The 25,660-nt window shown below is 69.1% G+C and carries 22 protein-coding genes and 1 pseudogene; 18 read left to right on the top strand and 5 right to left on the bottom strand.

Annotated elements, in window-relative coordinates:
* The first annotated feature begins 50 nt into the window (after window positions 1-50).
* Window positions 51-1,850, top strand: coding sequence for a glycosyltransferase family 39 protein (locus tag EV192_RS47240; protein WP_132125314.1), 1,800 nt, complete (start codon window positions 51-53; stop codon window positions 1,848-1,850).
* A gap of 175 nt (window positions 1,851-2,025) precedes the next feature.
* On the opposite strand, the gene EV192_RS47235 is transcribed toward EV192_RS47240, so the two are convergent.
* Window positions 2,026-2,721 carry an SGNH/GDSL hydrolase family protein gene (locus EV192_RS47235; protein ID WP_132125313.1) on the bottom strand — a complete coding sequence of 232 codons (696 nt, stop codon included), beginning with the start codon at window positions 2,719-2,721 and terminating at the stop codon, window positions 2,026-2,028.
* An 80-nt stretch (window positions 2,722-2,801) separates the two neighbouring features.
* On the opposite strand from EV192_RS47235, the gene EV192_RS47230 reads away from it, so the two are divergent.
* From EV192_RS47230 to whiA, 5 genes are read left to right on the top strand one after another with little or no spacing between them, the layout of a single operon-like run.
* On the top strand, window positions 2,802-3,374 hold the full coding sequence (locus EV192_RS47230; protein ID WP_207926823.1) for a TetR/AcrR family transcriptional regulator: 573 nt from the start codon (window positions 2,802-2,804) through the stop codon (window positions 3,372-3,374).
* Window positions 3,375-3,425: 51 nt separating this feature from the next.
* Window positions 3,426-5,411, top strand: coding sequence for an excinuclease ABC subunit UvrC (gene uvrC / locus EV192_RS47225; RefSeq protein WP_132125312.1), 1,986 nt, complete (start codon window positions 3,426-3,428; stop codon window positions 5,409-5,411).
* On the top strand, window positions 5,392-6,279 hold the full coding sequence (gene rapZ / locus EV192_RS47220; RefSeq protein WP_132125311.1) for an RNase adapter RapZ: 888 nt from the start codon (window positions 5,392-5,394) through the stop codon (window positions 6,277-6,279). Before uvrC ends, rapZ begins: the two co-directional genes overlap by 20 nt.
* Window positions 6,276-7,310 (top strand): gluconeogenesis factor YvcK family protein, encoded by a 1,035-nt coding sequence (locus EV192_RS47215; protein ID WP_243727528.1) that lies wholly within the window; start codon window positions 6,276-6,278, stop codon window positions 7,308-7,310. The genes rapZ and EV192_RS47215 overlap by 4 nt, the downstream gene beginning before the upstream one ends.
* Window positions 7,301-8,287, top strand: coding sequence for a DNA-binding protein WhiA (gene whiA, locus EV192_RS47210; protein WP_132125310.1), 987 nt, complete (start codon window positions 7,301-7,303; stop codon window positions 8,285-8,287). Before EV192_RS47215 ends, whiA begins: the two co-directional genes overlap by 10 nt.
* A 36-nt stretch (window positions 8,288-8,323) precedes the next feature.
* Here the strand turns inward: whiA and EV192_RS47205 are convergent, their stop codons facing one another.
* Both EV192_RS47205 and EV192_RS47200 read right to left on the bottom strand, forming a co-directional pair.
* Window positions 8,324-8,857: a hypothetical protein gene (locus EV192_RS47205; RefSeq protein ID WP_132125309.1), complete on the bottom strand. Its 534-nt coding sequence runs from the start codon at window positions 8,855-8,857 to the stop codon at window positions 8,324-8,326.
* A 13-nt stretch (window positions 8,858-8,870) separates the two neighbouring features.
* Window positions 8,871-9,323 carry a Rieske (2Fe-2S) protein gene (locus tag EV192_RS47200; RefSeq protein ID WP_132125308.1) on the bottom strand — a complete coding sequence of 151 codons (453 nt, stop codon included), beginning with the start codon at window positions 9,321-9,323 and terminating at the stop codon, window positions 8,871-8,873.
* 209 nt (window positions 9,324-9,532) lie between these two features.
* On the opposite strand from EV192_RS47200, the gene gap reads away from it, so the two are divergent.
* From gap to EV192_RS47155, 9 genes are all read left to right on the top strand, one after another.
* Window positions 9,533-10,537 (top strand): type I glyceraldehyde-3-phosphate dehydrogenase, encoded by a 1,005-nt coding sequence (gene gap / locus EV192_RS47195; protein ID WP_132125307.1) that lies wholly within the window; start codon window positions 9,533-9,535, stop codon window positions 10,535-10,537.
* 1 nt (window position 10,538) lies between these two features.
* The gene (locus tag EV192_RS47190; RefSeq protein WP_132125306.1) at window positions 10,539-11,735 is read left to right on the top strand and encodes a phosphoglycerate kinase; all 1,197 of its coding nucleotides are present in this window, start codon (window positions 10,539-10,541) and stop codon (window positions 11,733-11,735) included.
* 6 nt (window positions 11,736-11,741) lie between these two features.
* A complete protein-coding gene (gene tpiA, locus EV192_RS47185) occupies window positions 11,742-12,527 on the top strand; it encodes a triose-phosphate isomerase (RefSeq protein ID WP_132125305.1) in 786 nt (261 codons plus the stop codon).
* Between the two features lie 107 nt (window positions 12,528-12,634).
* The gene (secG, locus tag EV192_RS47180) at window positions 12,635-12,868 is read left to right on the top strand and encodes a preprotein translocase subunit SecG (protein WP_132125304.1); all 234 of its coding nucleotides are present in this window, start codon (window positions 12,635-12,637) and stop codon (window positions 12,866-12,868) included.
* Window positions 12,869-12,942: 74 nt separating this feature from the next.
* Window positions 12,943-13,284, top strand: coding sequence for an RNA polymerase-binding protein RbpA (locus EV192_RS47175; RefSeq protein ID WP_132125303.1), 342 nt, complete (start codon window positions 12,943-12,945; stop codon window positions 13,282-13,284).
* Between the two features lie 390 nt (window positions 13,285-13,674).
* A complete protein-coding gene (locus EV192_RS47170) occupies window positions 13,675-14,622 on the top strand; it encodes a hypothetical protein (RefSeq protein ID WP_132125302.1) in 948 nt (315 codons plus the stop codon).
* Between the two features lie 855 nt (window positions 14,623-15,477).
* Entirely contained in the window at window positions 15,478-16,686 is a 1,209-nt protein-coding gene (locus EV192_RS47165; RefSeq protein WP_243727527.1) for a sensor histidine kinase, read from the top strand.
* Window positions 16,687-16,749: 63 nt separating this feature from the next.
* Window positions 16,750-17,088: an antibiotic biosynthesis monooxygenase family protein gene (locus tag EV192_RS47160; protein WP_132125300.1), complete on the top strand. Its 339-nt coding sequence runs from the start codon at window positions 16,750-16,752 to the stop codon at window positions 17,086-17,088.
* Window positions 17,089-17,095: 7 nt separating this feature from the next.
* Entirely contained in the window at window positions 17,096-17,812 is a 717-nt protein-coding gene (locus tag EV192_RS47155) for a DUF2625 family protein (protein ID WP_132125299.1), read from the top strand.
* 8 nt (window positions 17,813-17,820) lie between these two features.
* Here EV192_RS47155 and EV192_RS47150 read toward each other — a convergent pair whose 3' ends face one another.
* Together EV192_RS47150 and EV192_RS47145 are read right to left on the bottom strand one after the other, a co-directional pair.
* The gene (locus tag EV192_RS47150; RefSeq protein ID WP_132125298.1) at window positions 17,821-18,678 is read right to left on the bottom strand and encodes an alpha/beta fold hydrolase; all 858 of its coding nucleotides are present in this window, start codon (window positions 18,676-18,678) and stop codon (window positions 17,821-17,823) included.
* 74 nt (window positions 18,679-18,752) lie between these two features.
* Window positions 18,753-22,097: a phosphodiester glycosidase family protein gene (locus EV192_RS47145; RefSeq protein WP_243727526.1), complete on the bottom strand. Its 3,345-nt coding sequence runs from the start codon at window positions 22,095-22,097 to the stop codon at window positions 18,753-18,755.
* Between the two features lie 177 nt (window positions 22,098-22,274).
* Here EV192_RS47145 and EV192_RS47140 point away from each other — a divergent pair, with 177 nt between their 5' ends.
* From EV192_RS47140 to EV192_RS56505, 3 genes and pseudogenes are all read left to right on the top strand, one after another.
* Window positions 22,275-23,423, top strand: a complete 1,149-nt coding sequence (locus EV192_RS47140) for an RNA-guided endonuclease InsQ/TnpB family protein (protein WP_207926821.1) — start codon at window positions 22,275-22,277, stop codon at window positions 23,421-23,423.
* 153 nt (window positions 23,424-23,576) lie between these two features.
* A pseudogene (locus tag EV192_RS56510) lies at window positions 23,577-24,608 on the top strand (glycerophosphodiester phosphodiesterase family protein); the annotation flags it as partial.
* A gap of 9 nt (window positions 24,609-24,617) precedes the next feature.
* Complete coding sequence (locus EV192_RS56505; RefSeq protein ID WP_279495777.1) at window positions 24,618-25,613, top strand: glycerophosphodiester phosphodiesterase family protein; 996 nt, start codon at window positions 24,618-24,620, stop codon at window positions 25,611-25,613.
* Window positions 25,614-25,660: the final 47 nt, after the last annotated feature.

The following is a 25,660-nucleotide window of genomic DNA, read 5'->3' as shown; positions in this document are numbered from 1 at the left end:
CACAGGATCAGCACATCAATCGCCCAGGCTCGCCGACGACCCTCGTCGGCATGACAGCTACCCTCGCTCCGCCCCGGCACGACGTGGACACAGCGTCCGCGAGGGACCGTTGGGTCCGTCCGTCCTTCTGGGCCTTGTTGGCCGCGACCGCCGCGCTGTACCTGTGGGACCTCGGTTCCTCCGGGTACGCCAACGACTTCTACGCCGCCGCCGTCCAGGCCGGGACGCAGAGCTGGAAGGCGCTGTTCTTCGGCTCGCTCGACGCGGGCAACGCCATCACCGTGGACAAACCGCCGGCCGCACTGTGGATCATGGGGCTGTCCGGGCGGATCTTCGGGTTCTCCAGTTGGAGCATGCTCGTTCCGCAGGCGCTGGAAGGCGTCGCCTCGGTGGCGTTGCTGTACGCCGCGGTGAAGCGGTGGTCCGGGCCGGTCGCCGGACTGTTCGCGGGTGCCGCGCTCGCGCTGACACCGGTCGCGGCGTTGATGTTCCGGTTCAACAACCCCGACGCGCTGCTTGTGTTGTTGCTCGTCGCCGGTGCGTACTGCGTGGTGCGGGCGACCGAGACAGCCAGTCCGAAGTGGCTGATGCTGGCCGGGGTCGCGGTCGGGTTCGGCTTTCTTACGAAGATGCTGCAGGCGTTCCTGGTCCTGCCCGCGTTCGGACTCGTGTATCTCGTCGCCGCGCCGACCGGTCTGCGTCGCCGCTTGACGCACCTGGCCGCGGCAGTGGGCGCGGTCATCGTGTCCGCGGGCTGGTACATCGCGGTCGTGGACCTCTGGCCGGCGGACGCGCGGCCGTACATCGGTGGGTCCACCGACAATTCGATTCTGGAACTCGCCCTGGGGTACAACGGGTTGAGTCGGATCTTCGGCGGCGAGGGCAACGGCGGCGGCCCCGGCGGGAACGGGAACACGGCGTTCGGCGGGACGAGCGGGCTCGGCCGGATGTTCGGTGCGTCGTTCGGCACCGAGATCTCCTGGCTGCTGCCGGCGGCGTTGATCGGGCTCGTGGCCGGCCTGTGGTTCACGCGCCGAGGCCCACGCACGGACCGCACGAGGGCCGCGCTGATGCTGTGGGGCGGCTGGCTCCTGGTGACCGCGCTGGTGTTCAGCTTCATGCAGGGCACAGTGCACCCGTACTACGCCGTGGCCTTGGCGCCTGCCATCGCCGCGCTCGTGGCGATTCCCGTGCGGGAGCTATGGCGCGGCAGGGCGCATCCCGGCGCGCGTATGGCGTTGGCGTCGATGGTCGCGGTAACGGCGATGTGGTCGTTCGTCCTGCTGACCCGTACCGAGGAGTGGCTGCCGGCGCTGCGCTGGATCCTGCTCATCGGCGGACTTCTCGTGGCCGCGCTGATCGCGTGGGGTGCGGCACGGAAGTTCATGGCCGGCCTCGTCGCCGCCGCGCTCATCGCAGGCACCGCCGCGTACGGCCTGGCGACGGCGGCCCAGCCACACCAGGGTTCCATTCCGATCTCCGGCCCGACCGCGGCAGCGGGCTTCGGCATGCGTGGCGACGGCGAGGTCTCGACCGCGCTCGTCCAGGCGTTGCGGGCGACGACGGAGAGGTGGGCGGCGGCGAGCACCGGCGCCCAGGGCTCCGCGGGCCTGCAACTGGCCAGCGGCAAAGCCGTCATGGCCATCGGCGGCTTCACCGGCAGCGACCCGTCGCCCACCCTCCAGGAGTTCCAGCAGTACGTGGCGGACGGCCAGATCCACTATCTCGTCACGGGCGGCATGGGCCGAGGCGACAGCGACATCACCGAATGGGTCGCCGCCCACTACACAGCCACGACGATCGGCGGCCGGACCATCTACGACCTCACCCAAGCAACTGTGAGTTCCTAACGGACGTCAAGGGGTCGCCCGCTTGGCCGCGCCGGTCATTTACGCCGCGCAACACGCCCGACATCGCCCCAGGCACAGCGGCGGCCAGCCATGAGCGAAGATGTCGGTCGCGTGGTGCGCGGTGGAAATGACCGGCTTGAGGCGGCCAAGCCTGTCCGAGCGGAGCGAGGACCATTCAACACAGCCACTCGCTGATCACGTCGGCGATCATGCCGGCACCCCGCGAGTTCTGGTGAATGGTGTCGGTGGTCAGGCTCAGCCCGCGCCGGGCCGAGATGTCGTCGAAGCCCCGACGCAGCATGAAGTGCTGGATCGACGCCCGCGACGACAACCCCATGCCCGGCCGGTACTGGGTCTTCGGCGGCCACGTGCGGGTGCGCAGGTACGCCGTCTGCCGTTCGTGCAACGGCAGGTAGGCGACGTTATGCGCGGTGGCGATCTCGCGCACGATCTCGCTGTACTCGGCCGCGCGGCGTAGCGGCTCCGAGTCGAGCTCCTCGCCGATGACGGGCAGCGACAACAACCCGATCCGGGCGTCTGTCCGGTCCCGCAGGTCCTGGACGATCCCGGCCAGGTCGGTGCGGTACCGCTCGGCGGTCGGCCGGCCCGGCGGCCGCTTCATCAGGGCGATCATCCGCCTGGTGGTGCTGTCGAGCGTCGAGTTGGCGTCGTTGGTGCCCACGAGCACGGTCACGACGTCCGGCTCGTGCGCCGTGACGTGGCCCAGACGCCTGCGCACCGAGTGGGCGAGGTCGTAGTTGACGCCTTCGTTGACGAACGTGGCGGCGGGATGGCGGGTCCGCAGTTGACCGACGTAATCGGCGCTGACCTGGCCACGCGTGATGCTGTCGCCGACACAGACGACCCTCATGGTCCCTCCAGTGGTTAGTGAGTGCTCACTAACCACTATGATGGGTGAGTACTCACTCACTTGTCAACCACGGAGATGCCGTGAGCACTCGCGACCGAATGGTGGACGCGGCGGCCCAGGTGATGCGCGAGCGTGGCCTGGCGCACGCCACCACCAAGGAGATCGCCAAAGCCGCCGGCTTCTCCGAAGCCGCGCTGTACAAGCACTTCCGAGACAAGACCGAGCTGTTCATGGCCGTGCTGGCCGAGCGCACGCCCGGCGAGTTGGGCGCGCTGTTGGCCGGGCTGGGCGAACGCGCCGGCCATGGCACCGTGGCCGAGACCCTCACCGAGGTCGCGCACACGGCGATTCGCTTCTACCAGCACAACTTCCCGATGGCGGCGGCCCTCTTCGCGGAGCCGACGCTGTTCGCGGCGCACCGCAAGGCGCTCGGTGAACGCCAGGCCGGGCCGCACCACGTCAGCCGGGCAGTCGCCGACTACCTGGCCGCCGAGCAACGCCTCGGCCGGATCGGCCAGGCCGCCGACCCGGCGGCCGCGGCCGCGCTGTTGATCGGCGCGTGCCTGCAACACGCCTTCCTCGGCCATTTCGTCGACCGCGGCCAACCGACCGCGTCGGCCCTGGTCCACACCCTGCTGGCCGGCCTGGCGTGACGAGCCGTGGTCACCCGTCTGAGTGTCGGTGCTTGCGCCTAGGCTTGTCGGGTGGCCGATCCCTCGACTTACCGCCCCGCACCCGGGACCATCCCGGACGCCCCTGGCGTGTACAAGTTCCGGGACGCCGGCGGCCGCGTCATCTACGTGGGCAAGGCCAAGAGCCTGCGCAGCCGGCTGAACTCGTACTTCGCGGACGTGCTGGGCCTGCATCCGCGCACCGCCCAGATGGTGACCACGGCGGCCGGGGTGGAGTGGACCGTGGTGTCCACCGAGGTCGAGGCCCTGCAGCTGGAGTACAACTGGATCAAGGAGTTCGACCCGCGGTTCAACGTCCGCTACCGGGACGACAAGTCCTACCCGGTCCTCGCGGTCACGTTGAACGAGGAGTTCCCGCGTCTGCAGGTCTACCGAGGCGCGCGGCGCAAGGGCGTGCGTTACTTCGGTCCATACGCGCACGCGTGGGCGTTGCGCGAGACCCTGGACCTGCTGCTGCGCGTGTTCCCGGCGCGGACGTGCAAGATCGATGTGTTCCGCCGGCAGTCCCGGATCGGGCGGCCGTGCCTGCTGGGTGACATCGGCAAGTGCTCGGCGCCGTGCGTCGGCCGGGTCGACGCCGCGGAACACCGGCGGATCGTGGACGACTTCTGTGAGTTCTTCGCCGGCCGCACGGACGTGATGATGCGGCGCCTGGACAAGGAGATGCAGGAGGCGTCCGCCGAGCTGGAGTTCGAGCGGGCCGCGCGGCTGAGGGACGACCTGGGCGCGCTGCGCCGGGCCATGGAGAAGCAGGCGGTCGTGCTCGGCGACGGCACGGACGCGGACGTGGTCGCGTTCGCGCAGGACGACCTGGAGGCGGCCGTGCAGGTGTTCCACGTGCGCGGGGGGCGCGTGCGTGGCCAGCGCGGCTGGGTGATCGAGAAGGTGGAGGAGACCGGCACGGCCGGGCTGGTCGACCAGTTCCTCAGCCAGTTCTACGGTGATCAGTTCTTTGGCGACCAGGCCGGCATGGCGGAAGGGGCCGACACCGACACCACCCCGGTGCCGCGTGAGGTGCTCGTCCCCGAGCTGCCGGAGGACCACGACGCCATCGCCGAGTGGCTGTCGGCGCTGCGCGGGTCGAAGGTGCAGCTCAGGGTGCCGCAGCGGGGGGACAAGCGAGCCCTGATGGAGACGTTGGAGCGCAACGCCAAGGAGGCGTTCCTCCAGCACAAGCTCAAACGCGCCGGTGACCTGACCGCCCGGTCGGCCGCGTTGCAGGAACTTCAGGATCAACTGGGCCTGGACTCGGCCCCGCTCCGTATTGAGTGTGTGGACATCAGTCACATCCAGGGCAGCGACGTGGTCGCGTCGCTCGTGGTGTTCGAGGACGGGCTGCCGCGCAAGTCCGAGTACAAGCGGTTCGCCATCCGTGAGGCGGCCACCGAGGGTGACGTGGCGTCCATCGCCGAGGTCGTCCGGCGGCGGTTCGCGCGCATGCTGAGCGAGCCCGTGGCCGAGACGAGCACGCCGGGCATCAACCCGGAGACAGGCCGGCCGCGCAAGTTCGCGTACCCGCCGAACCTGCTGGTCGTCGACGGCGCCGGTCCGCAGGCCAACGCGGCCGCGGACGTGCTGAACGAGCTCGGTGTCAACGATGTCGCGGTGATCGGGCTGGCGAAACGACTGGAAGAGGTGTGGCTGCCGGCGGACAGCGAGCCGGTCATCCTGCCGCGCACGAGCGAGTCGCTCTACCTCTTACAACGGGTGCGCGACGAGGCGCACCGCTTCGCGATCACGTACCACCGGCAGAAGCGCGGCAAGCGGATGACCGCCTCCGCGCTGGACGGGGTGCCGGGCCTCGGCGAAGCCAGGAAGACAGCGCTGATCAAGCATTTCGGATCGGTGAAGAGGTTGCGCGCGGCGAGTGTCGACGAGATCAGCGAGGTGCCGGGTGTGGGCCGGCACACCGCGGCGGCCGTCCTGGCGGCGTTGACACAAGAGGTGCTCAACCAAGGGGAAGCTGTGTCGACAGGGGATGGGAACGAACGTGTCTGACCCGACCGGTATCGAAGTCGCGGTGGTGACCGGGCTGTCCGGCGCCGGCCGCAGCACCGCCGCGAAGTGCCTGGAGGACCTGGGCTGGTTCGTGGTGGACAACCTGCCGCCCGAGCTGATCGCCACCATGGTCGAGCTGGGTGTCCAGGCCCGTGGCGCGATCACGAAGGTCGCGGTGGTGATGGACGTGCGCAGCCGCGCGTTCACCGACGACCTGTCCGCGGTGATCAAGGACCTGGACGCGCGCAGCTACAAGCCGCGCGTGGTGTTCCTGGAGGCGACCGACGAGCTGCTCATCCGACGGTTCGAGCACGTCCGCCGCGGCCACCCGATGCAGGGCGACGGCCGCTTGGATGACGGCATCAAGGCCGAGCGGCACCTGCTGATGCCGTTGCGGGAGATCTCCGACCTGGTGGTGGACACGTCGTCGTTGTCCGTGCACCAGTTGCGTGCCAAGATCGAGGACGCGTTCGGCACCGGCTCGGCGACCCAGACCCGGGTGACCGTGCTGTCGTTCGGCTACAAGTACGGCCTGCCGATGGACTCCGACCTGGTGATGGACGTCCGGTTCCTGCCGAACCCGTTCTGGATCCCGGAGCTGCGCGAGCAGACCGGCCTGGACACCGAGGTCCGCAACTACGTGCTGAGCCAGGAGGGCGCCGAGGACTTCCTGGAGCGTTACCACGAGCTGCTGCGGCTGATCGGCGCGGGCTACCGGCGGGAGGGCAAGCGGTACCTGACCCTCGCGGTCGGCTGCACCGGCGGAAAACACCGCAGTGTGGCCATATCCGAGGAGCTGGCCACTCGTTTGTCCAAAGAGGATGGTGTGGCGGTCAAGGTGGTACACCGGGATTTGGGGCGCGAGTGACGATTGGGTCGAAACCCAGGGTGGTGGCCCTCGGTGGCGGGCACGGGCTGCACGCCACGCTGAGCGCGGTACGCGAGATCACCCCGGCGGTGACCGCGGTCGTCACGGTCGCGGACGACGGCGGCTCCTCCGGGCGCCTGCGCCGCGAGCTGGGCGTGCTGCCACCCGGCGACCTACGCAAGGCACTGGTGGCCCTCGCCGGAACCGGCGAGGATGTGAAACTGTGGAATTCCGTGTTCCAGCACAGGTTCGGCGGAACCGGCGCGCTGGCCGGCCACGCCATCGGCAACCTCGTGCTGTCCGGGCTGATCGAGGTGCTCGGCGACCCGGTCGCGGCACTGGACGAGGCGGCCCGGATGCTCGGCATCACCGGCCGGGTGCTGCCGATGTCCACCCAGGCGCTGGACATCGAGGCGGACGTGACCGGGCTGGACGAGGACCCGGCGGTGGTCCGGCGGATCCGCGGCCAGGTCGCCGTGGCCACCACCCCCGGCCAGGTGCGGCGGATCCGGCTGAAGACGGCGTCCGGCGACGTGCCGACCGCCTGCCCGGAGGCGTTGGCCGCGGTGCGTTCGGCGGACATGGTGATACTCGGTCCGGGCTCATGGTTCACCAGCGTGCTGCCGCATCTGCTGGTCCCGGACCTGCACCGGGCGCTGGTGGAGACCCAGGCAGCCCGGGTCGTGGTGCTCAACCTGGTACCGCAGCCCGGGGAGACGGCGGGGTTCTCGCCCGAGCGACATCTGGACGTACTCTGCGAACACGCTCCGGAACTCCGGATCGACGCGGTGATCGCCGACCTCGACAGTGTGCCCACGCCGGACCGGTTACGGCGGGCAGCGGCCGCCCTCGGCGCACGGGCACACCTCGCGTCGGTGAGCACTCCGGGTGCGGCGGACCGGCACGAGCCGGGTGCGTTGGCGCGTAGCCTGCTGCACGCGTTGACGGATACAAGGCGCGCGGACGGCGGAGAAGTGGTGGGATACGCAGGGCGTGAGCCCCGCGGGGGAGAGGAGGACACGTGGCGATGACCGCGGCGGTCAAGGACGAGCTGAGCAGACTCGCTGTGTCCAAGACGTGCTGTCGCCGTTCGGAGGTGTCCTCCCTGCTGCGTTTCGCGGGCGGACTGCACATCGTGGGCGGCCGGGTGGTGGTGGAGGCGGAACTCGACACCGGCTCGGCGGCCAGACGGCTGCGGAAAGAGATCCACGAGCTGTACGGCCACCACGCGGATGTGCACGTGATCACCTCGGGCGGCCTCCGCAAAGGCACGCGGTACGTGGTGCGCGTGGTGAAAGACGGTGACGGGCTCGCGCGTCAGACCGGGCTGCTCGACCCACGAGGACGGCCGGTGCGCGGACTGCCGGCCGCGGTCGTGTCCGGCGGCGTGTGTGACGCGGAGGCGGCGTGGCGTGGCGCGTTCCTCGCGCACGGGTCGTTGACCGAGCCGGGCCGTTCGTCCGCGCTCGAAGTCACGTGTCCCGGCCCCGAGGCGGCCCTGGCGCTCGTGGGCGCCGCCCGCCGGCTGGGTATCCAGGCGAAGTCCCGTGAGGTCCGCGGCGCGGACCGGGTCGTGATCCGTGACGGCGACGCCATCGGCGCCCTGCTGACCCGGCTGGGAGCGCATTCCAGCGTGCTCGCCTGGGAGGAACGCCGGATGCGCCGCGAAGTGCGGGCGACCGCCAACCGGTTGGCCAACTTCGACGACGCCAACCTGCGCCGCTCGGCCCGCGCGGCAGTCGCGGCAGCGGCTCGGGTGCAGCGCGCCATGGAGATCCTGGGGCCGGAGGCGCCGGAGCATCTGACCGCGGCCGGGAAGCTGCGGTTGGCGAACCGGCAGGCGTCGCTGGAGGAGCTGGGCCAACTGGCGGAGCCGCCGATGACGAAGGACGCGGTCGCCGGCCGGATCCGCCGCCTGCTGGCCATGGCCGACAAGCGGGCGAAGGACCTGGGGCTGCCGTCCACGGAGTCCGCGGTGACCGCGGAGATGTTGGAGGAAGAGGTCTGACCTGGGCGGGTCACGGACCAACCCGAAGGCCGATCGCTAGCCGAGATCGGGGTGCGGGATGTACCGGTCGGTGGACAGCGGGTTCGGCTCGCTGGTCATCAGGGTGTCCTGGTCCACGACGCGCAGACCGAGGTCGAGCAGTCGCAGGGTGGCCAGGTGGGCGGCGAACACCGCGATCCGGACAGTGAGCCCTTGCCGGGCCGCGTGGTGGGTGCCGGCGAGGGCGGCGGCCACGCTGGCTTCGGGAGTGCGGCCGCCGGCCGGGCCGACAACGCATGTGTTGCCGAGCGCCCGGGTGAACGCGTACCCGTCCGGCACGGTCCAAACGGTGACGCCGGGTTGGTTGGCGTACCAGGCGAGGTGAGTGCTGCGGTCGCCACCAGCCGCTTCGGCGTCCAGGATCAGCACTTCGGCGAGTGTGTCCGGCTGGGCCGGGGCGCCCCGCTCGTGTTCCAGGGCGAGGAAGTCCGGCGGCCGCGGCCAGTCGCGGAGCAGGTCGAACTTCGCGGCCAAGGCCCGGACCGCCGGCATGTCCCGCTCGATGGCCGGGCGGACTTGTGGTTCAGCCATGTCCCACCGGGTCTCAGGCGGTGACCACCGAGTCCCCGCTGATCTTCACCGGGATCTTGGTCAGGCCCGTGGTCGCCGGGCCTTTGCGCAGTTCCCCGGTCGAGCCGTCGAACTGGCTGCCGTGGCCGGGGCAGGTGATCGTGCCCTTCTTGGGCACCGCCACGGTCACCCCAGCGTGCGGGCAGACCGGGTCCAGGCCGTGCACCTCGTTGTCGGCGGGACGGACCAGGAGGATCTTGCCGCTCGGGCCGGCCACGATCAGGCCGCTGCCCACCGGCACGTCCGACAGCTTCGTCAGGGTGACCCCGCTCGGCCCGCCGGAGCCGGTGTTCTCCGAGGACGACGATCCGGCCGGCGCGGGCGGGTTGCCCTGGGTGGCGGTGGTCGAACAGGCGGCCAACGCACCCGGCGCCGCCAGTCCGATCAGCAGGCCGCACACGACGTTTCGGCGGGTGGGGTCCGGCAAGGGAACTCCAGGTGTTCAGGCGGTGGTGTTCAGGCAGTGGTGTTCGGGTTACGTCCAAAGATCACGCTGATCGTGCCGGACCGGTTCAACCGTGCGGGTTCTGATTCGATAAAGTGAGGTGGTCGGCACCGCGCCCCCGAGGCCATGACCAGGGCTATACGCTGGTCGCGCCGACGAGACGTTGACAGTCTGAGCAGAGGAGACGCACCGTGACGGTCCGAGTAGGTGTGAACGGCTTCGGCCGGATCGGCCGCAACTTCTGGCGCGCCGTGCAGGCGGGGGGCCACGACATCGAGATCGTGGCGTTCAACGACCTGGGCGACGTCGCCACCATGGCCCACCTTCTCAAGTACGACAGCATCCTCGGCCGGCTCCCGCAGGACGTGAGCGTGTCCGACGAGGGCATCGTCGTGGGTGGCAGGACCATCCGCGCGCTCGCCGAGCGGGACCCCGGCAAGCTGCCGTGGAAGGACCTCGGCGTGGACGTCGTGGTCGAGTCCACCGGCTTCTTCACCAACGCCAACGACGCCCGCAAGCACGTCGACGAGGGCGGCGCGAAGAAGGTCATCATCTCGGCCCCGGCCAAGAACGAGGACCTGACCGTGGTGATCGGCGCGAACGAGGACAAGTACGACGGTTCGCAGACGATCATCTCCAACGCCTCGTGCACCACGAACTGCCTGGCCCCGCTGGCCAAGGTGCTGCACGACGCGTTCACCATCGAGCGTGGCCTGATGACCACCATCCACGCCTACACGCAGGACCAGAACCTGCAGGACGCCCCGCACAAGGACCTGCGCCGCGCCCGCGCCGCCGCGCTGAACGTCGTCCCGACGTCGACCGGTGCGGCCAAGGCCATCGGCCTCGTCCTGCCGGAGCTCAACGGCAAGCTGGACGGCTTCGCGCTGCGTGTGCCCGTGCCCACCGGCTCGGCCACGGACCTGACCGTCACGGTCGGCCGCAACACCAGCGTGGACGAGGTCAACGCCGCGTTCAAGGCCGCGTCGGAGGGTGCGCTCAAGGGCATCCTGACCTACAACGTCGACCCGATCGTGTCGTCGGACATCGTCACCGACCCGGCGTCCTGCATCTTCGACAGCCCGCTGACCAAGGTGATCGACAACCAGGTCAAGGTCATCGGCTGGTACGACAACGAGTGGGGCTACTCCAACCGGCTCGCCGACCTGGTCAAGCTGGTCGGGAAAACCGTCTGAGATGAAGACCCTGGCTGACCTGCTGGCCGAGGGTGTCGCGGGTCGGCGCGTACTGCTGCGCGCCGACCTGAACGTCCCTCTCGACGGCGAGACGATCACCGACGACGGCCGCGTCCGCGCGTCGTTGCCCACCATCCGGCAGTTGACCGGCGCTGGCGCGCGGGTCGTCGTCGCCGCGCACCTGGGCCGCCCCAAGGGCGAACCGGATCCCAAGTTCTCCCTGGCGCCCGTGGCCAAGCGGCTCGGTGAGCTGCTCGGCGGCGAGGTCAAGCTGGCGGCCGACGTCACCGGCGAGTCCGCGAAGTCCACTGTGGACGGTCTGGGTGACGGTGAAGTGGCGCTGCTGGAGAACATCCGGTTCGACGCCCGCGAGACCAGCAAGGACGAAGCCGAGCGTGGTGCGTTGGCCGACGAGCTGGCCGCGTTCGCCACCGCGTTCGTGTCCGACGGATTCGGTGTGGTGCACCGCAAGCAGGCGTCGGTGTACGACGTGGCCAAGCGGCTGCCGCACTACGCGGGCGGGCTCGTCCTCGCCGAGGTCGAGGTGCTGCGCAAGCTGACAGAGGACACCGCGCGCCCGTACGTCGTCGTGCTCGGCGGCGCGAAGGTGTCGGACAAGCTCGGCGTGATCGCGAACCTGCTGACCAAGGTCGACCGGCTGCTCATCGGCGGCGGCATGGCGTACACGTTCCTCAAGGCCCAGGGCCACGAGGTGGGCCAGTCGCTGCTCCAGGCGGACCAACTGGAGCAGGTGTCGGGTTTCCTGGCCGAGGCCGAGAAGCGCGGCGTCGACCTGGTGCTGCCGGTGGATGTGCTCGCCGCGACCGAGTTCGCCGCGGACGCGCCGCACGAGGTCGTGCCCGCCGACGCCATCCCGGCCGACCGGCAGGGCCTGGACATCGGCCCGAAGACCCGGGAGCTGTTCACCGGGAAACTCGCCGACGCGGCCACCGTGTTCTGGAACGGCCCGATGGGCGTGTTCGAGTTCGAGGCGTTCGCCGGCGGCACCCGGGCGGTGGCCCAGGCGCTCGTCGACGGCACGGCGTACAGCGTGGTCGGCGGCGGCGACTCGGCCGCGGCGGTGCGCCTGCTCGGCCTGCCCGAGGACGGTTTCTCGCACATCTCCACCGGCGGCGGAGCGTCGCTGGAGTTCCTTGAGGGCAAAGAGCTGCCCGGCGTCCAGGTTCTGGAGGACTGACACACGATGGCCCGCACGCCGCTGATCGCAGGCAACTGGAAGATGAACCTCAACCACCTTGAGGCCATCGCGCTGGTCCAGAAGATCGCGTTCTCGTTGCCGGAGAAGTACTACGCGAAGGTCGAGGTGGCCGTGCTGCCGCCGTTCACCGCGATCCGCGCCGTGCAGAACGTGATCGAAGGGGACAAGCTCAAGCTCAAATACGGCGCCCAGGACGTGTCCCCGGTCGACTCGGGCGCCTACACCGGCGACATCTCCGGACTGATGCTCGCCAAGCTCGGCTGCCACTACGTGGTGGTCGGGCACTCCGAGCGCCGCGAGTACCACGAGGAGTCCGACGAGCTGGTCAACAAGAAGGTCAAGGCCGCGCTGAAGCACGGGATCACCCCCATCCTGTGCGTCGGCGAGAAGCTTGACGTCCGCGAGGCCAACGGCCAAGTGGAGCACTGCTCCGACCAGCTCGTCGCGGACCTCAAGGGCCTCAAGGCGGAGCAGGTGGCGAACGTGGTGATCGCCTACGAGCCCGTTTGGGCGATCGGCACCGGCAAGGTGGCCACCCCGGCGGACGCGCAGGAGGTCTGCGGCGCGATCCGCAAGAAGCTCGACGAGAAGTACGGCAGCGAGGTGGCCGCGACCGTCCGGGTGCTCTACGGCGGTTCGGTGAAGTCCGGCAACATTTCCGACCTGGTCACGCAGCCGGACATCGACGGTGCCCTGGTCGGCGGCGCGTCCCTGGACGGCGAGGAGTTCACCAAGCTCTCCGCCATGGCCGCCGGCGGCCCCTTCGTCTGACGACGTTTGTTACGCCATACAACTGTGGGACATTTGTACGGCCCGTGGTCAATCCGCGACACGTACGAGGTAACCTGTGAGTCCTGCCGTGCGACAGCGAGGATGAAATGGAACTGGCTCTTCAAATCGTCTTGATCGTGACCAGCGTGCTGCTGATCCTGCTGGTGCTACTGCACCGGGGGCGTGGCGGCGGCCTGTCCTCGTTGTTCGGCGGCGGAATGCAGTCGAGCCTTTCCGGCTCGAGCGTCGTCGAGAAGAACCTCGACCGCGCGACGCTCGTGGTCGGAGTCCTCTGGTTCATCTGCATTGTCGGACTCGGACTGCTGATCAAGATCCAGTGATCGGGCCGGCCGCTGGGGATCCGGAAAGTTGGGCGGCCGGTAGCGACCGCCGTGTGATGGGGGTGTGAGGATCAATGGCAGGTGGTAACGCGATCCGGGGGACCCGGGTTGGCGCGGGACCCATGGGCGAGTCGGAGCGCGGTGAGTCCGCTCCGAGACGCCGGGTGTCCTACTGGTGCGCGAACGGGCATGAATCGCGCCCGTCCTTCGCGGTCGACGCGGAAGAGCCGGAGTCGTGGGACTGCCCACGTTGCGGCCTCCCCGGCGGCAAGAACAAGGAGGCGCCACCCAACGCGCCGCGCAACGAGCCCTACAAGACGCACCTCGCGTACGTGAAGGAGCGTCGCTCCGACGCCGACGGCGAGGCCATCCTCGCCGAAGCGCTGGCCAAGCTCCGCCAACAACGCGAAGGCTGAGCAGGGCCTCCTCAGGTTCTGGGCGAGGTGTGCTCGCGGAGAGCGCTCGCCTGGAACCTTCGGGTGTTTTCTGGGGGCGCGGCCCCCAGACCCCGCCCGGGCGGCTCCGCCCCCGGACCCCCGCTGGGGGCTCCGCCCCCAAACCCCCAACACCAACTCGCCGCCCGCTCGGCGGGCTCCGATCGGGCTCCGCCTGCGGACCCTGATTGCGGCCCTCGGCCCCCAGCCGATGGGCTCCGCCCGGCCTGCCTGTTCTCATACTGGCTGGTCGGGTGTCTGTTTCGGGGTTTTTCGGGTTCGCCCGTTTGGGCAGCGTCGCTGTTCCCCATGGGGTAGGTTCACCGCGAACTTCCGGACCGGGGTCCGGCTCGGTGAGGGACTGGGGATGAGATGCTCGTTGCTCTTTTCGTCGTACTCTTCATCGCCATCATGGCGTTGTTGAACGTGTTCACACTGGTGCTGCCGCGGCAGTTCCTGAAGAAACGTCAGGATTCGAAAAACGCGGAACGCCAGGCGTTCGCGATGGGCCAGGGATGGCAATTCCGGCCGTACGCGCCCGAACTGCTCACCGCGTACAACTGCAAGCCGTTCACGCTGCGCGGTGACCGTCGGGTCGCGTTCGGCGCGGTCGTCGGGCTGGTCGATGGCCTGCAGGTCACTGTGTTCGACTACCAGCGGCGGACCAAGCGCACCTCGTACAGCGGCCTTGTCTACTCCGACGCCAACGAGGTGTACACCGTCTGGGTGGTCAAGTTGCCCGTCGCGTTGCCGCCGCTGCACGTGGCCAACCGGGGCATGCGGCTGCTGACCGGCCACGCGGTCGAGCCGCGCACCCCGGACCAGGAGTTCAACAGGCAGGTCCTGATCGAGGGCGGCGACGAGAACTTCGCCATGGAGTTGTTCACCCCGCAGGTGATCGGCGCGATGCGGCAGACCCGGCTGTCCGACTGGACGATCCAGGGCAACGAACTGATCCACCCGGCCCGGAACTTCTTCACCCGCACAACGGCCCAGGAGATCTTCGAAACCGCGCAGGGCCTCACCGCGGTGATCCGCGCCTTCCCGCAGCACCTGTGGACCCGCCAGGGCGCGTCCCTGCCGGCCGGCGGACAACAGCCCACCTACCCGACCGGCCCCCAGCAGATGCCGCCGCCCCAGCAGATGCAGCCACACCCCAGCGGCCCCCAGCCGATGCCCATGCAGCAGCCGATGTACCCCAGCGGGCCGATGCCCAACGCGCCCCAGCCGATGCCGCAGCCACAGATGCAGCCGGGCTACTACCCACAACAACCGGGCTACGGCCAGCCCCCACAGCCCTACGGCTACCCACCCCGCTGACCCGGGAACGCTCGACACGGCGTCCAGGAACGCCGCGACACGGCGGGGTGGGCTGACTGCTCGGGCGGGGGGCTGAGCAGCGCCAACGGCCCCCTGTGTGTATCCCCGGCGCGTATCGCCTCTTGACAGCGCGCGATCATAGTCAGGTACCCGGTTCGATCGTGCCGTGCTGTCGCGGCGTGAGTCGACACCGGGAGCTCCGCCGGGTGCAGGACCGGTAGGGCGATGAGCATGGCCGTGGTTTCGGTGATCGCTCGTCGCCCAGCGCCAGCAGGTACACGGAGGAGGCTTCATGGTCGACGACGACCGCGCGGTCCAGCACCGCGTCTGGGCCCTCGCACGCGTGTCTCCTGGATCCGCCGCGTCCGCCGCGTTCGGCCGTCGGCTCTCATCCCTGGTAGCCCACCCGGCCGAGGGCGGGGGCGAACGGCAGATCGGGCCGGTCCGCTTGGACCGGGACGGCCCGTTCCAGCACCGCGACCTGGGACACCTGAGCATTGTGAAAGCCCTACCAGGTCCGGTTGCGCATGGCGGATGGCACACCTTCAACCGAATGCGCTACCGACGTTCGTCCTGCCGGAATGTGCGTTCGCACATTCCTTGCCGACCGGGCGTCCGCGTTCGAGGATCGGACTGTCTTCATAAGGTGACGCACCGCGAACACCCTCCGCGGTCGTCGGAGAGGCCGAGCCAATGCCACGACAACGACACCGGCCGGCCGAGGGCCATGGCGGGGCCACCAGCCCGAGCCACGTTCCCCGGCCACGCGACGGCTCCCCCGTACGGTCACCGGCGACCGGGGGCAGCACACTGCCGATCCAACCGGACACGCAGGCCGAACCGAGGGGTTCCACGGTGGTCACGCACACTTTGACAACCGGGCAGTCAGGGGAAGTGGTCGAGAAGGTCACTCTGGCCCGCAACCGGTTCGCCAGCCTGGACCGGATCGTCAAGATCCACAAGCATCCCGTCGCCCGGGGACCGGTGCTCGACGGATTCGCCGTCCTGCTCTCCGCGCTGGAGGTCTGGCTGCGGATCTCGCCGCAGACGCAGACCTACTCCATCGTGCTTTCGGGTGTCGCGTGTGCGGCGGTGATGTTCCGCAGGCGATGGCCGTTCCTCGTGTTCCTGGTGACCGTGCCGGGGTATTTCGCCGGTGCCGCCCAGATCGCGGGCATGATCGCCCTCGGCACCCTGGCCAGGCGCAAACAATGGATGTGGCAGACCATGGTCGCCGGCGGCCTGGCCTGGACCTGCGCGTACGTCCAGTGGCCGCTGGACAGGTTCTTCAACCTGAGCTGGCGGGCGCACATCTTCAACGGCATCTACGGAATCCTCTACGCCGGCCTGCCCATCGCGCTCGGCCTGCTGATGGCCCTGCGCGTGGAACTGTCGGACCGGCTGGCCGCGCTGGCCGCGAGCAAGGAACGCGAACAGGCGCTGCACGAGCAGACCATCCGCGCCGCGGAACGGGCGAGCCTCGCCCGCGAGATGCACGACGTCGTGTCCCACCAGGTGACCCTGATCGCCATGCAGGCCGGCGCCCTGGTGGTCTCCGCGCAGGACGACGAGTCGCGAGAAGCCGCCAACACCATCCGCCAGCTGTCCAAACGGACCCTGGACGAGTTACGTGACCTGGTCGGTGTGCTGCGGTCCGGCGCGGTCGACGACGACGTGCACCCCGGCCTGGAGGAGCTGCCGCAGTTGCTGCGCAACGCCGAGGTGCCGGTCACCATGGTGGAGCAGGAGGTCCCGGATCCCGTGCCGCAGGCGGTGTCCCGGGCCGCCTACCGAACCGTCCAGGAGGCGTTGACCAACATCAACAAGCACGCGCACGGCGCCCACGCCACCATCCGGATGTTCCCGTGCGGTTCGGCGCTGATCGTCGAAGTGGTCAACGACCGCCCGGCCAAGGAGCCGGCCGGCGCCGTCAGCCTGCCGTCGGGCGGCCACGGCCTGATGGGCGTGCGGGAACGGACCGTCCTGCTGGGCGGCACGTTCCACGCTGGGCACACCCCCGAAGGCGGCTTCCGGCTCTGCGTGACGTACCCGATCGAGAACTGAGCCACGGCCCTCGCCGGCGGAAATCGTTGGCGGGGGCCGCCGACCGGTTCCTAGGATCCGGAAGTGTCGAACACCAGGCCAGAACCGCCGTACTATGCGGTCATCATCACCAGCGCACTCACCGGCGACGACCAGGAAGCCTACGACGCCATGGCGGTCCGGATGGCGGAACTGAGCGTGCGGCAGCCCGGCTATCTCGGCCGGCAGTCCCAGACCGGGGCCGACGGACGCGAGCTCACGGTGATCTACTACCGCGACGCGGAGTCGATCACCGCGTGGAAACGACAGACCGAACACATTGAGGCGCAACGACTTGGGCGCCGGAAGTGGTATGCGGACTACTACATCGAAGTCGCCAGGGTGGAACGCGCGTACGGCTTCGAGCGGGCCGCTCTGGAATGATCGGTGAGTGCGTGACCTGAGCGAGCTCGTCGACGTCGATGATCCGGTGTGGCCTTCGTTGCGGGAGGAGTTCGCGAGCAGTCCGGCGCGGGTGGATGTCCTTGCCGGCGAAGGGGAACAGGGACGGGCCTGCCTGCTGCAGTTGCAGGTGACCGCGCGGTCCGTGCTCGGTGCCGTGGTTCTGCACACCGGTGGGGTGGTCGTGGACGGCGGGTGGTTGCGGATCTACGGCGGTGGTGGGGGAGCGATGCCGGGGTTGGCGACGGTCAACCGGTTTCCCGGTGAGGTCGATCCCGGATGGCGTCCGCCGGGCGGTTTCGTGGTCGGACATGACGTCGTCGGCGGGGTGTTCGTGCTCAACGGGTACGACCCGGCGTCGGCCGGCCGGCCCGGCGAGCCCGGCCAGATCGCGTTCTTCGCGCCGGACTCCCTGGAGTGGGAGGCGTTGGGCATGGGGTACGGCACGTGGGTGGACTGGGTGCTGGCCGGCCGGTTGGAACAGTTCTACGCGGGTCTGCGATGGCCTGGCTGGCAGGACGAGGTCGCCGGGCTGGCGCCGACGCAGGGCATGTCCGTGGTCCCGTTCCTGTGGTCCAAGGAAGCCCACGACGATCTCGCCGCCACCAGCAGGCGGCCGGTGCCGATGGCGGAGCTGCTCGGCCTGAACGAGACCTTCTGCACGCAGATGGGGTTGCCCACACCCGGCTTTCTCGGGGTGGTCTGATGCGTGGATCAGGTCGCCGCGGCCAGATGCGGGCGCAGGAATTCGGCGAGTTGGTCGGGCACCTGCTCCGGGATCCAGTGCCCGACCCCGGGCAGGGCGTGGAACGTGTACGGCCCGGCGACGTAGTCCCGGGTCAGTTCGGCGCCCTTGCGGCCCAGCGCGACGTCCTGATCGCCCCAGACCAGCATGGTCCGGGTCCGGACCGGTTGCCTGGTCTGGCCTGGGCTGCTCAGCGGCATCGCCCGGTACCAGTTGATGGCTGGGGTGAGGGCACCGGAACCGGACAGGAAGTCGATGTCCCTGGCCGCGTTCTCGGCGGTCTGCCCGCTGGCCATGTTGACCTTGATCGCCCGGTCCCGCCCGTACCGGTGGGCCAGGCGCACGAGCAGTTCGGGCAGCCAGGGCAGCTGGAAGAACACCATGTACCAGGACTTGACGGCCTGGCCGCTGGTCACCATGGACTTCAGGAACGCGGCCGGGTGCGGCACGGACAACGCGGTGAGGGTGGCGACCACCTCCGGTCGCCGCGCGGCCAGCATCCACGCCACCGCGGCACCCCAGTCGTGACCGATCACGTGCACGCGGTCCGCGCCAGTCACCCGGTACAGGGCGAGGACGTCCTCGACGAGTTCGGACATCCGATAGGCGCGTCGACCCCGTGGCCGCGCTCCGGGTGAATAGCCACGCTGGTTCGGCGCGAGCGTTCGGTAGCCCTCGGCGTGCAGCAACGGCGCCAGCGCCGACCAGGACGCGGCCGTCTGCGGGAACCCGTGCAGCAGCACGACGATCTCGCCGTCCAACGGCCCCTGGTCGGCCACGTCGAACGTCAGGCCGTCGCGGCTGAACGAGGTGATTCTGTGATCCATCGCGACCTCCACCACGAGCCTACTCGCGGTAGGTCGCGAGGGTGTCGACCCCAAGTCGACACCCTCGCGTCCGGTCAGGCCGCCTTGTGCAGGGCGATCCGCACGGTGGACTTCTGCGTCACGCCGTTGACGGTCACCGCGAGGGTGAACGTGCCCGGCCACAGCGGGGTGATCTCGCCGGTCCGCGGGTCGAGCCGGGCGATGTCCCATGGACGCCAGTCGCGCCAGTCGCCGATGAGCACGTTCGGCGACGCCGTCCAGTCGTAGCTCACCGGGTACGCCACCGGGACCTGCCGGGTGCCCTGGGTGAGCGACGCGGTGACCTTCGGGCGTTCGTTCAGGCCGATCACGGTGGGCGCGTTGACGGTCAACGCGTCCACCCGGGGCCGGATCTCCGCGGCGAGCCAGTCCCGTCCCTTACGGTCGTTCACGCCGAACATGGTCCAGCCGGTGAAGCCGCCGAGGGTGCTGTCGCCCGCGGGGGCCTTGCCGGAGTTGCCGTTGATCACGTACGGCACACCGTCCACATGGGACGCGTTGAACACGCCGACGTGCGCCCCGACGAACGCGGCGCCCTTGCCGGTGTCCCGCTGGAAACCGGCCAGCCACTGTTCCAGCATGGCCGCCTCCATCCGGTCGTTCAGCTGGCTGCCCTTCTCCGGCGTGGGATCCCGCGGCGGCACGTGCTCCAGCACCACGACGGAGTTGACCGACCGGTCCGTCCTGGCCGAGTCCAGTGCCTTCTTGAGCATCGCGGTCTGGTCGAAGCCGCCGCCCCGGATCGTCAACGACGACGTGTCCAACAGGACGAACCGGGTGCCGTTGTGGTCGAACGTCTGGTTCGTGATGCCGAACTCGCGCCGGAAGTTGTCGATCGTGCCCGGCCCCATCACCTCGTGGTTGCCCGGCACGTAGTACCACTTCAGTGAATCGCCGAGTTCCTCGTTGAGGATCCGGTGCGCCAGCGCGAGATCCTCGGGCGCGGCCTCGTCCACGAAGTCGCCGTTGATGATCAGGAAGTCCGGACGCTGCGCCTTGATCTCCTGCAAGGTGCGGCGGGCGGCCTTGACGTAGTCGCTGTCCGGGGCACGGGCCACGAACTGGGCGTCGGACATCACCGCGAACCGCCACTGTTTGCCGTTCAGGTTCCCGTCCTGCACCACGACCGGGTCCTGGACCACCGGGTCGGCCGGGATCTGCACGGACGGCGGCACCTTGGCGACGAAGTCGTCGATCAGCACCTCGCCGGTGTACTGCGCGCTCGCCTTCGTCTCGATCGTGTAGAACCGGCTGACCGAGATCGGGAACGCCATGTCCGACGGCACCGGGATCTCCAGGTACTTCCAGCCGGTCCACGTGATGTACGGACCGTACAGCGACTTCGCCGAGCCCTGGTTGTCGAGCACGGTGAACGCCGTCCACTCGCCCTTGCCGTTGCCGTACACCCACGCGCCGAGCGCCAGCGGCTGGCCGTCGACCTTGATCGGCGTCGGCGGGATCGCGTACGCCGTGCGCGTGCCGGTGGACAGCGAGAAGTCGTACGACAGTTTCAACCCGGCACCCGTGTGTCCGTTCGGGACCGGGGCGACCGAGCCGGTTCCCCTGGCGGAGCCGAACTTCCACGCGGCGCCGTCGTCGAACGCGGCGATGGTCCGCGTTTCCAGGCCGACCGTCACGGCGATCTTGGTGACGCGGGAGCCGACCGTCGCGGTGATCACGTTCGAGCCGAGGTCCTTGCGGCCCTTGACCTGCAGGGTGCCGTCCGCGGTCGGGGTGACGTCCAGCAGGTCGTGGTCGTAGTCCAGCTTGATGTCCGCGGGCTCGATCGGCGCGGTGAAGCCGGCGTCGTCGAAGCCGACGATCCCGGCCGTGCCGGTCGCCCCCGACGCGGTGAGGCTCAACCGGTTCGTGGTCGGCGCGATCCGTGCCAGGGATCCCAGCACGGTGAGTGTGTAGTCGCCGCTGACCTTCCCGCGCCGCGCGGTCACCTTCGCGGACCCGCTGTGCGTGGCGTGGAAGACGCCGTCCGCGCCGACCCAGCCGTTGTCCCTCGCCTGCCAGGAGAACGGCCCCGGTTTCGCCGGACCGTAGGTCTCGTCGTAGGCATTGGCCTCCATCCGGCGGGTCAGGCCGGGGAAGACGCGGTCCGGCCGGCCGCCGGGGATGGTGTTGGCACCGGGTGCCTTGCCCGGGTCGCTCACCGGCCGCACCCAGAACCCGGTCAGCTTCCCGCTGCCGGCCGGCGCGTACAGGGCCAACCCGTTGGGCACCAGCCGCTCCGAGCCGTCCGACGGCGTGTTCTGCACATCCAGCGCCGCACTGCCGGGCTCGCGGGCGACCATCGTGGTGGAGCCGCCGCCGTCCAGGTTCAACGCGTTGTACGCGCCCATCTCCCTGAGCACCGACGCGAGGTCCTTGAGGTTCAGCCCGAGCAGGAACGCGCCCTGCCGACCGTCCACAGTCAACAGGAACATCTTCTTGCCGTCCTGGGAGAACCCGACCGCGGTCCGCGGGTGCAGCGGGTCGTCCGGCGCGACGATCTGGCCGTTCTGGATCAGCAACTGGTTGCCGCCGATCGCGGCGCGCGGCTTGCTGCCGTCACTCGTCCGCGACGAGTAGTCGACCTTCACGTGGTCACCCACATGCAGCCCGGCCAGGGTGTCGGCGCCCGCCTCTCGGCCGACCAGGGCGTATCCGTTGGCGGGGATCGGGTCCGCGCCCGCCTTGGCCCGGACGTCGGTCACCACGTCGTTGACCACCAGCACCTCGGCCGTCCTACCGGCCCCTTGGGTGGCGCGGTCCCGGGAGTACGTGCCCCACATCGGGTTGAACACGCCGATGCCGTCCTGGTCGATCCGGGCGCTGTTCAACTGGGACAGCTTCGCGGTGCCGGCCGGCAGCGTGAGCGTGCCGTCGAAGAACATCTCCATCACCCGGCCGATACCGGCCGCGTCGATGCCGACCGCCCGGTTGTGCCCGGACTCCGGCGACTTCACCAGCGTGCCGGACTGCACGCCGACACCTTCCGGCGCGTCGGAGTTGTTGATGTCGAAGAAGTCCCCGTTGATCGCCGCGACCGCGTGCTTCGCGCCGGCCTGGGCGGACACCGGCGCGGCCTCGGTCACATGACCCGGGGAGAGGTAGTCGATGGTGGTCCCGGCCCCCAGGTCCACCGTGAGCGAGTCGCCGCGGACCCAGCCCCCGGCGGCACCGGACTCGTACCAGTCGAACGAACTCAAACTGACCCCCGGCGCCACCGGCCGGGTGGTGCGGGCGGTCTCGATCCGGTGCGCCGGATCGACGGCACTGACAGTCGACGCCACCCCGGGGACGTCGAACAGGGGAGCTGCGGAAACAGGGGCGGCCAGCCCCAACAGGAGTAACGGCGGTACGGCGATGAGGGCACGTCTGAGTGACACAAGGACTCCCACAAGCCTGTGAATAGTTTACGGGATGACAGCCAACCCGGTGATGGGTTACCGCGCAAACCGCCTTTCGGGGTAGTCCGATGAAACATTGAATGAAGGATGTCGATCACCCGATCGTGGAGGTCAAAGCCGCGATCCGATCCTGGTGATCCATGCCACGATGATCACGTGAAGCTGGTCGTGCAGGTCAGGCTGCTGCCGGATGCCGCCCAAGCGGCGGCTTTGGCGTCCACGCTGCGGTCCTGTAACGAAGCAGCGAACTGGGTGTCGCAGGTCGCGTTCGAGCGCAGGACGTTTCACGAGTACGCGCTGCGGAAGCACACCTACGGCAACCTGAAGGATCGTGGGTTGGGAGCGCAAGCCGCGCAGCACGTGATCAAGAAGGTTGTCAACGCCTACACCTCGTTCCGGGCGTCTTTCTGTGCCGGCGAGAAGGACAGCCGAAACTCTGAGCGACGCGCAAAGGCCGAGGCGGTGCCAGTCACCTTCCGTGTGACAGCTGCGCATCCGTTTGACGACAGATGCCTCTCTTGGCAGCACGACAGAAGCACGGTTTCGATCTGGACGGTGAACGGGCGGCTCAAACACGTGCGGTATGCCGGACACCCTAACCAGGTCGAGGTCCTTCGGCGGTATCGGCGAGGAGAAACCGACCTGGTGTGCCGGGATGGCATGTGGTTGCTCCTCACTACCTGCGAGGTACCGGAGGCCGACCAGGTCAGCCCTACCGACTGGATCGGTGTCGACCGGGGAATCGTGCATATCGCCACCACCAGCGATGGGCATGACCATCAGGGGCGCCGCCTTCTCAGATACCGCCGGTGGGCGGCGCGCAAGAGAGCTGAACTCCAAGCCAAAGGCACCCGCTCCGCTGCGCGACGTCTGAAGCGACGTACGCGTCGGGAGGCGCGGCACGCGAGTCATGTCAATCACAAGGTGTCGAAGGAGATAGTGGCCGTCGCGCAACGCACCGTGCGCGGGATCGCCCTGGAAGAACTCCGGGGGATCCGCGACCGGGTACGGCTCCCGCGTGACCAGCGGGCCACTCTCTCGGGCTGGTCATTTCACCACCTGGGGCACCTGATCACCTACAAAGCCCGCCGCGCCGGCGTGCCGGTGATCTTGGTGAGTGCGCATTACACGTCGCAGATGTGTCCGCGATGCGGGCACACCGCGCGGAACAACCGTCCTGCCAGGGGCGATTTCTGTTGTCGTCGGTGCGGTCTCGCTGGCCCAGCCGACCACGTCGCCGCCGTCAACGTCCGAAACCGGGCACGGCGCGCGTGGGTGTTCGCCAACACACCCGCACCCACCTGAGGGTGAGTGGATGCGTCCCGAGCGCCTGCAGCCAGCGGTGCACGGTGAACGCGACTCGGTGTGAACGACCAAGTCGAGCAACTTGGCAGTTCAGCGCCGAGAGTTGGCTGAACCGTGGGCTGCCCGTCACATCCTGTTGAAAGCATCCGGCCCATGAGGAGACGGATCGGAAGCTTGACCACCATCGCCGTGGTGGCCGGCCTGGTGACGGCGGCGCCGGCCCAGGCCCACCCCTGGCGTGGTGACTTTGATCTAGAGGCCCATCGCGGCGGTATCGGCCTGCGGTCGGAGAGCACGCTGAGCTCGTTCGGCAACGCGATCCGGCTCGGCGTGCGCACGCTGGAGCTGGACCTGCAGATCACCAAGGACGGTCAGGCGGTGGTGACGCACGACCGGAAGGTGGACGGGAGCAAGTGCCTGGACACCCAGCCGGTCACCGCGGGCGACCCACTGTTCCCGTACGTCGGCAAGTACGTGAAGGACCTGACGTTCGCGCAGGTCGAGACCCTGGACTGCGGCTCGAAGAAGCTGCGTGATTTCCCCAACCAGGTGATCTCGCCCGGCTCCCGGATGCCGCTGCTGAGCCAGGTGTTCGACCTGGTGAAGAAGTATCGCGCGGACGACGTGCGGCTGAACGTCGAGACCAAGGTGGAGGCCGGCGCGCCGCAGGAGACCGCGCCTCGGGAACAGTTCGTGCAGGTCGCGGCGGCGGAGATCCGGAAGGCCGGGTTCGAGCGCCGGGTCACCATCCAGTCGTTCGACTGGGGTTCGCTGATCCGGATGCGCCAGGTCGACCCGAAGCTGCCGCTGGTCGCGCTGACCAACATCGACTTCCTGCAGACCGGCCAGCCGGGCCGGTCGCCGTGGCTGGGCGGCCTGGACATCGACGACTTCGGCGGCGACCCGATCGCGGCCATCAAGTCGTTCGGGGCGTACGCGTTCTCGCCAGTGCACGGCACCCCGCAGGGCGGGCACGTCGGCGACCCGGGCTATGTCCCGTACGTCACCAAGGACATGGTCCGGCACGCTCACGACAACGGCATCAAGGTCATCCCGTGGACCGTCGACGACGTGCCCACCATGAACAAGCTCATCGACGACGGCGTGGACGGCCTGATCACCGACTACCCGGACGTGCTGCGGACCGTGCTGCAGTCACGCGGGTTCCGGCTGCCGCGCGGCTACGCGTCGCCGTTGGACATCCAGGCCCACCGCGGTGGCCGTGCCCTTCGTCCAGAGAACACCCTGGTGTCCTTCAGTTACGCGCTCGGCCTGCCCGATGTGTCCACGTTGGAGATGGACATCGGCATCACCAAGGACAACGTCATGGTGGTGAACCACGACCGGTTCATCAACGGCGCGCACTGTATCGACACCAAACCCGCCAGGCCGGGCGACCCGCTGTTCCCGTACGTCGGCAAGTTCCTCCGCCAGCTGACCCTGGCGCAGGTCAAGACCGTGGACTGCGGCACCAAGACGCTGCCGGACTTCCCGAAGCAGGTGGCGTTCCCCGGGACCCGCATCCCGACCCTGGCCGAGGTGTTCGACCTGGTGAAGTCGAGCGGCCGCACCGACGTCGCGATGAACATCGAGACCAAGCTCAGCCCGATCGCGCCGCAGGAGACCGCGTCCTACTGGCAGTTCACCTTCCAGCTGGTCGGCGCGATCGAGGCGGCCGGCTTCGCGCACCGGGCGACGATCCAGTCGTTCGACTGGCGCACGATCCGGCTGTCGCACGCGATCGACCCGCGGATCGACACGGTCGCGTTGATCTGGCAGTACGGCCCGGAGGAGTGCAAGACCCTCGCGGACGAGTGCTCACTGCAGGCCGTGTACGGCGACCCGTCGGTGCAGAGCCCGTGGACCGGTGGGCTGGACTGGTGGAAGTTCAAGGACCTGGGCAAGCTCGCCCGTGCCGCCGGCGCGTCGGCGATCTCGCCGAACTGGCAGGTCGACGACCCGCACCAGACCAAGGCGCCGAACGCGGACTGGTACCTGCGCACCGACCCGGCGTACTACTTCGGGCCGGACGCCCCGACCCTGCTGACCAGGTACGGCATCAAGACTGTTCCGTACACAGTGGACGATGAGGCGACCATGCAGCACGTGATCGACCTCGGTGTCACCGGGATCATCTCCGACGACCCCGCGCTGCTGGTCGCGGTGGCCCGCCGCAACGGCCTGCGCTGACACGTAATACGCCAGGCGTCCGCAGGGCGCCTGGCGTACCGTGGCAG

Source organism: Actinocrispum wychmicini (genome assembly GCF_004345645.1).
In the GTDB taxonomy this organism is placed as follows: domain Bacteria; phylum Actinomycetota; class Actinomycetes; order Mycobacteriales; family Pseudonocardiaceae; genus Kibdelosporangium; species Kibdelosporangium wychmicini.
This window is presented reverse-complemented; position numbering and strand designations above follow the sequence as displayed.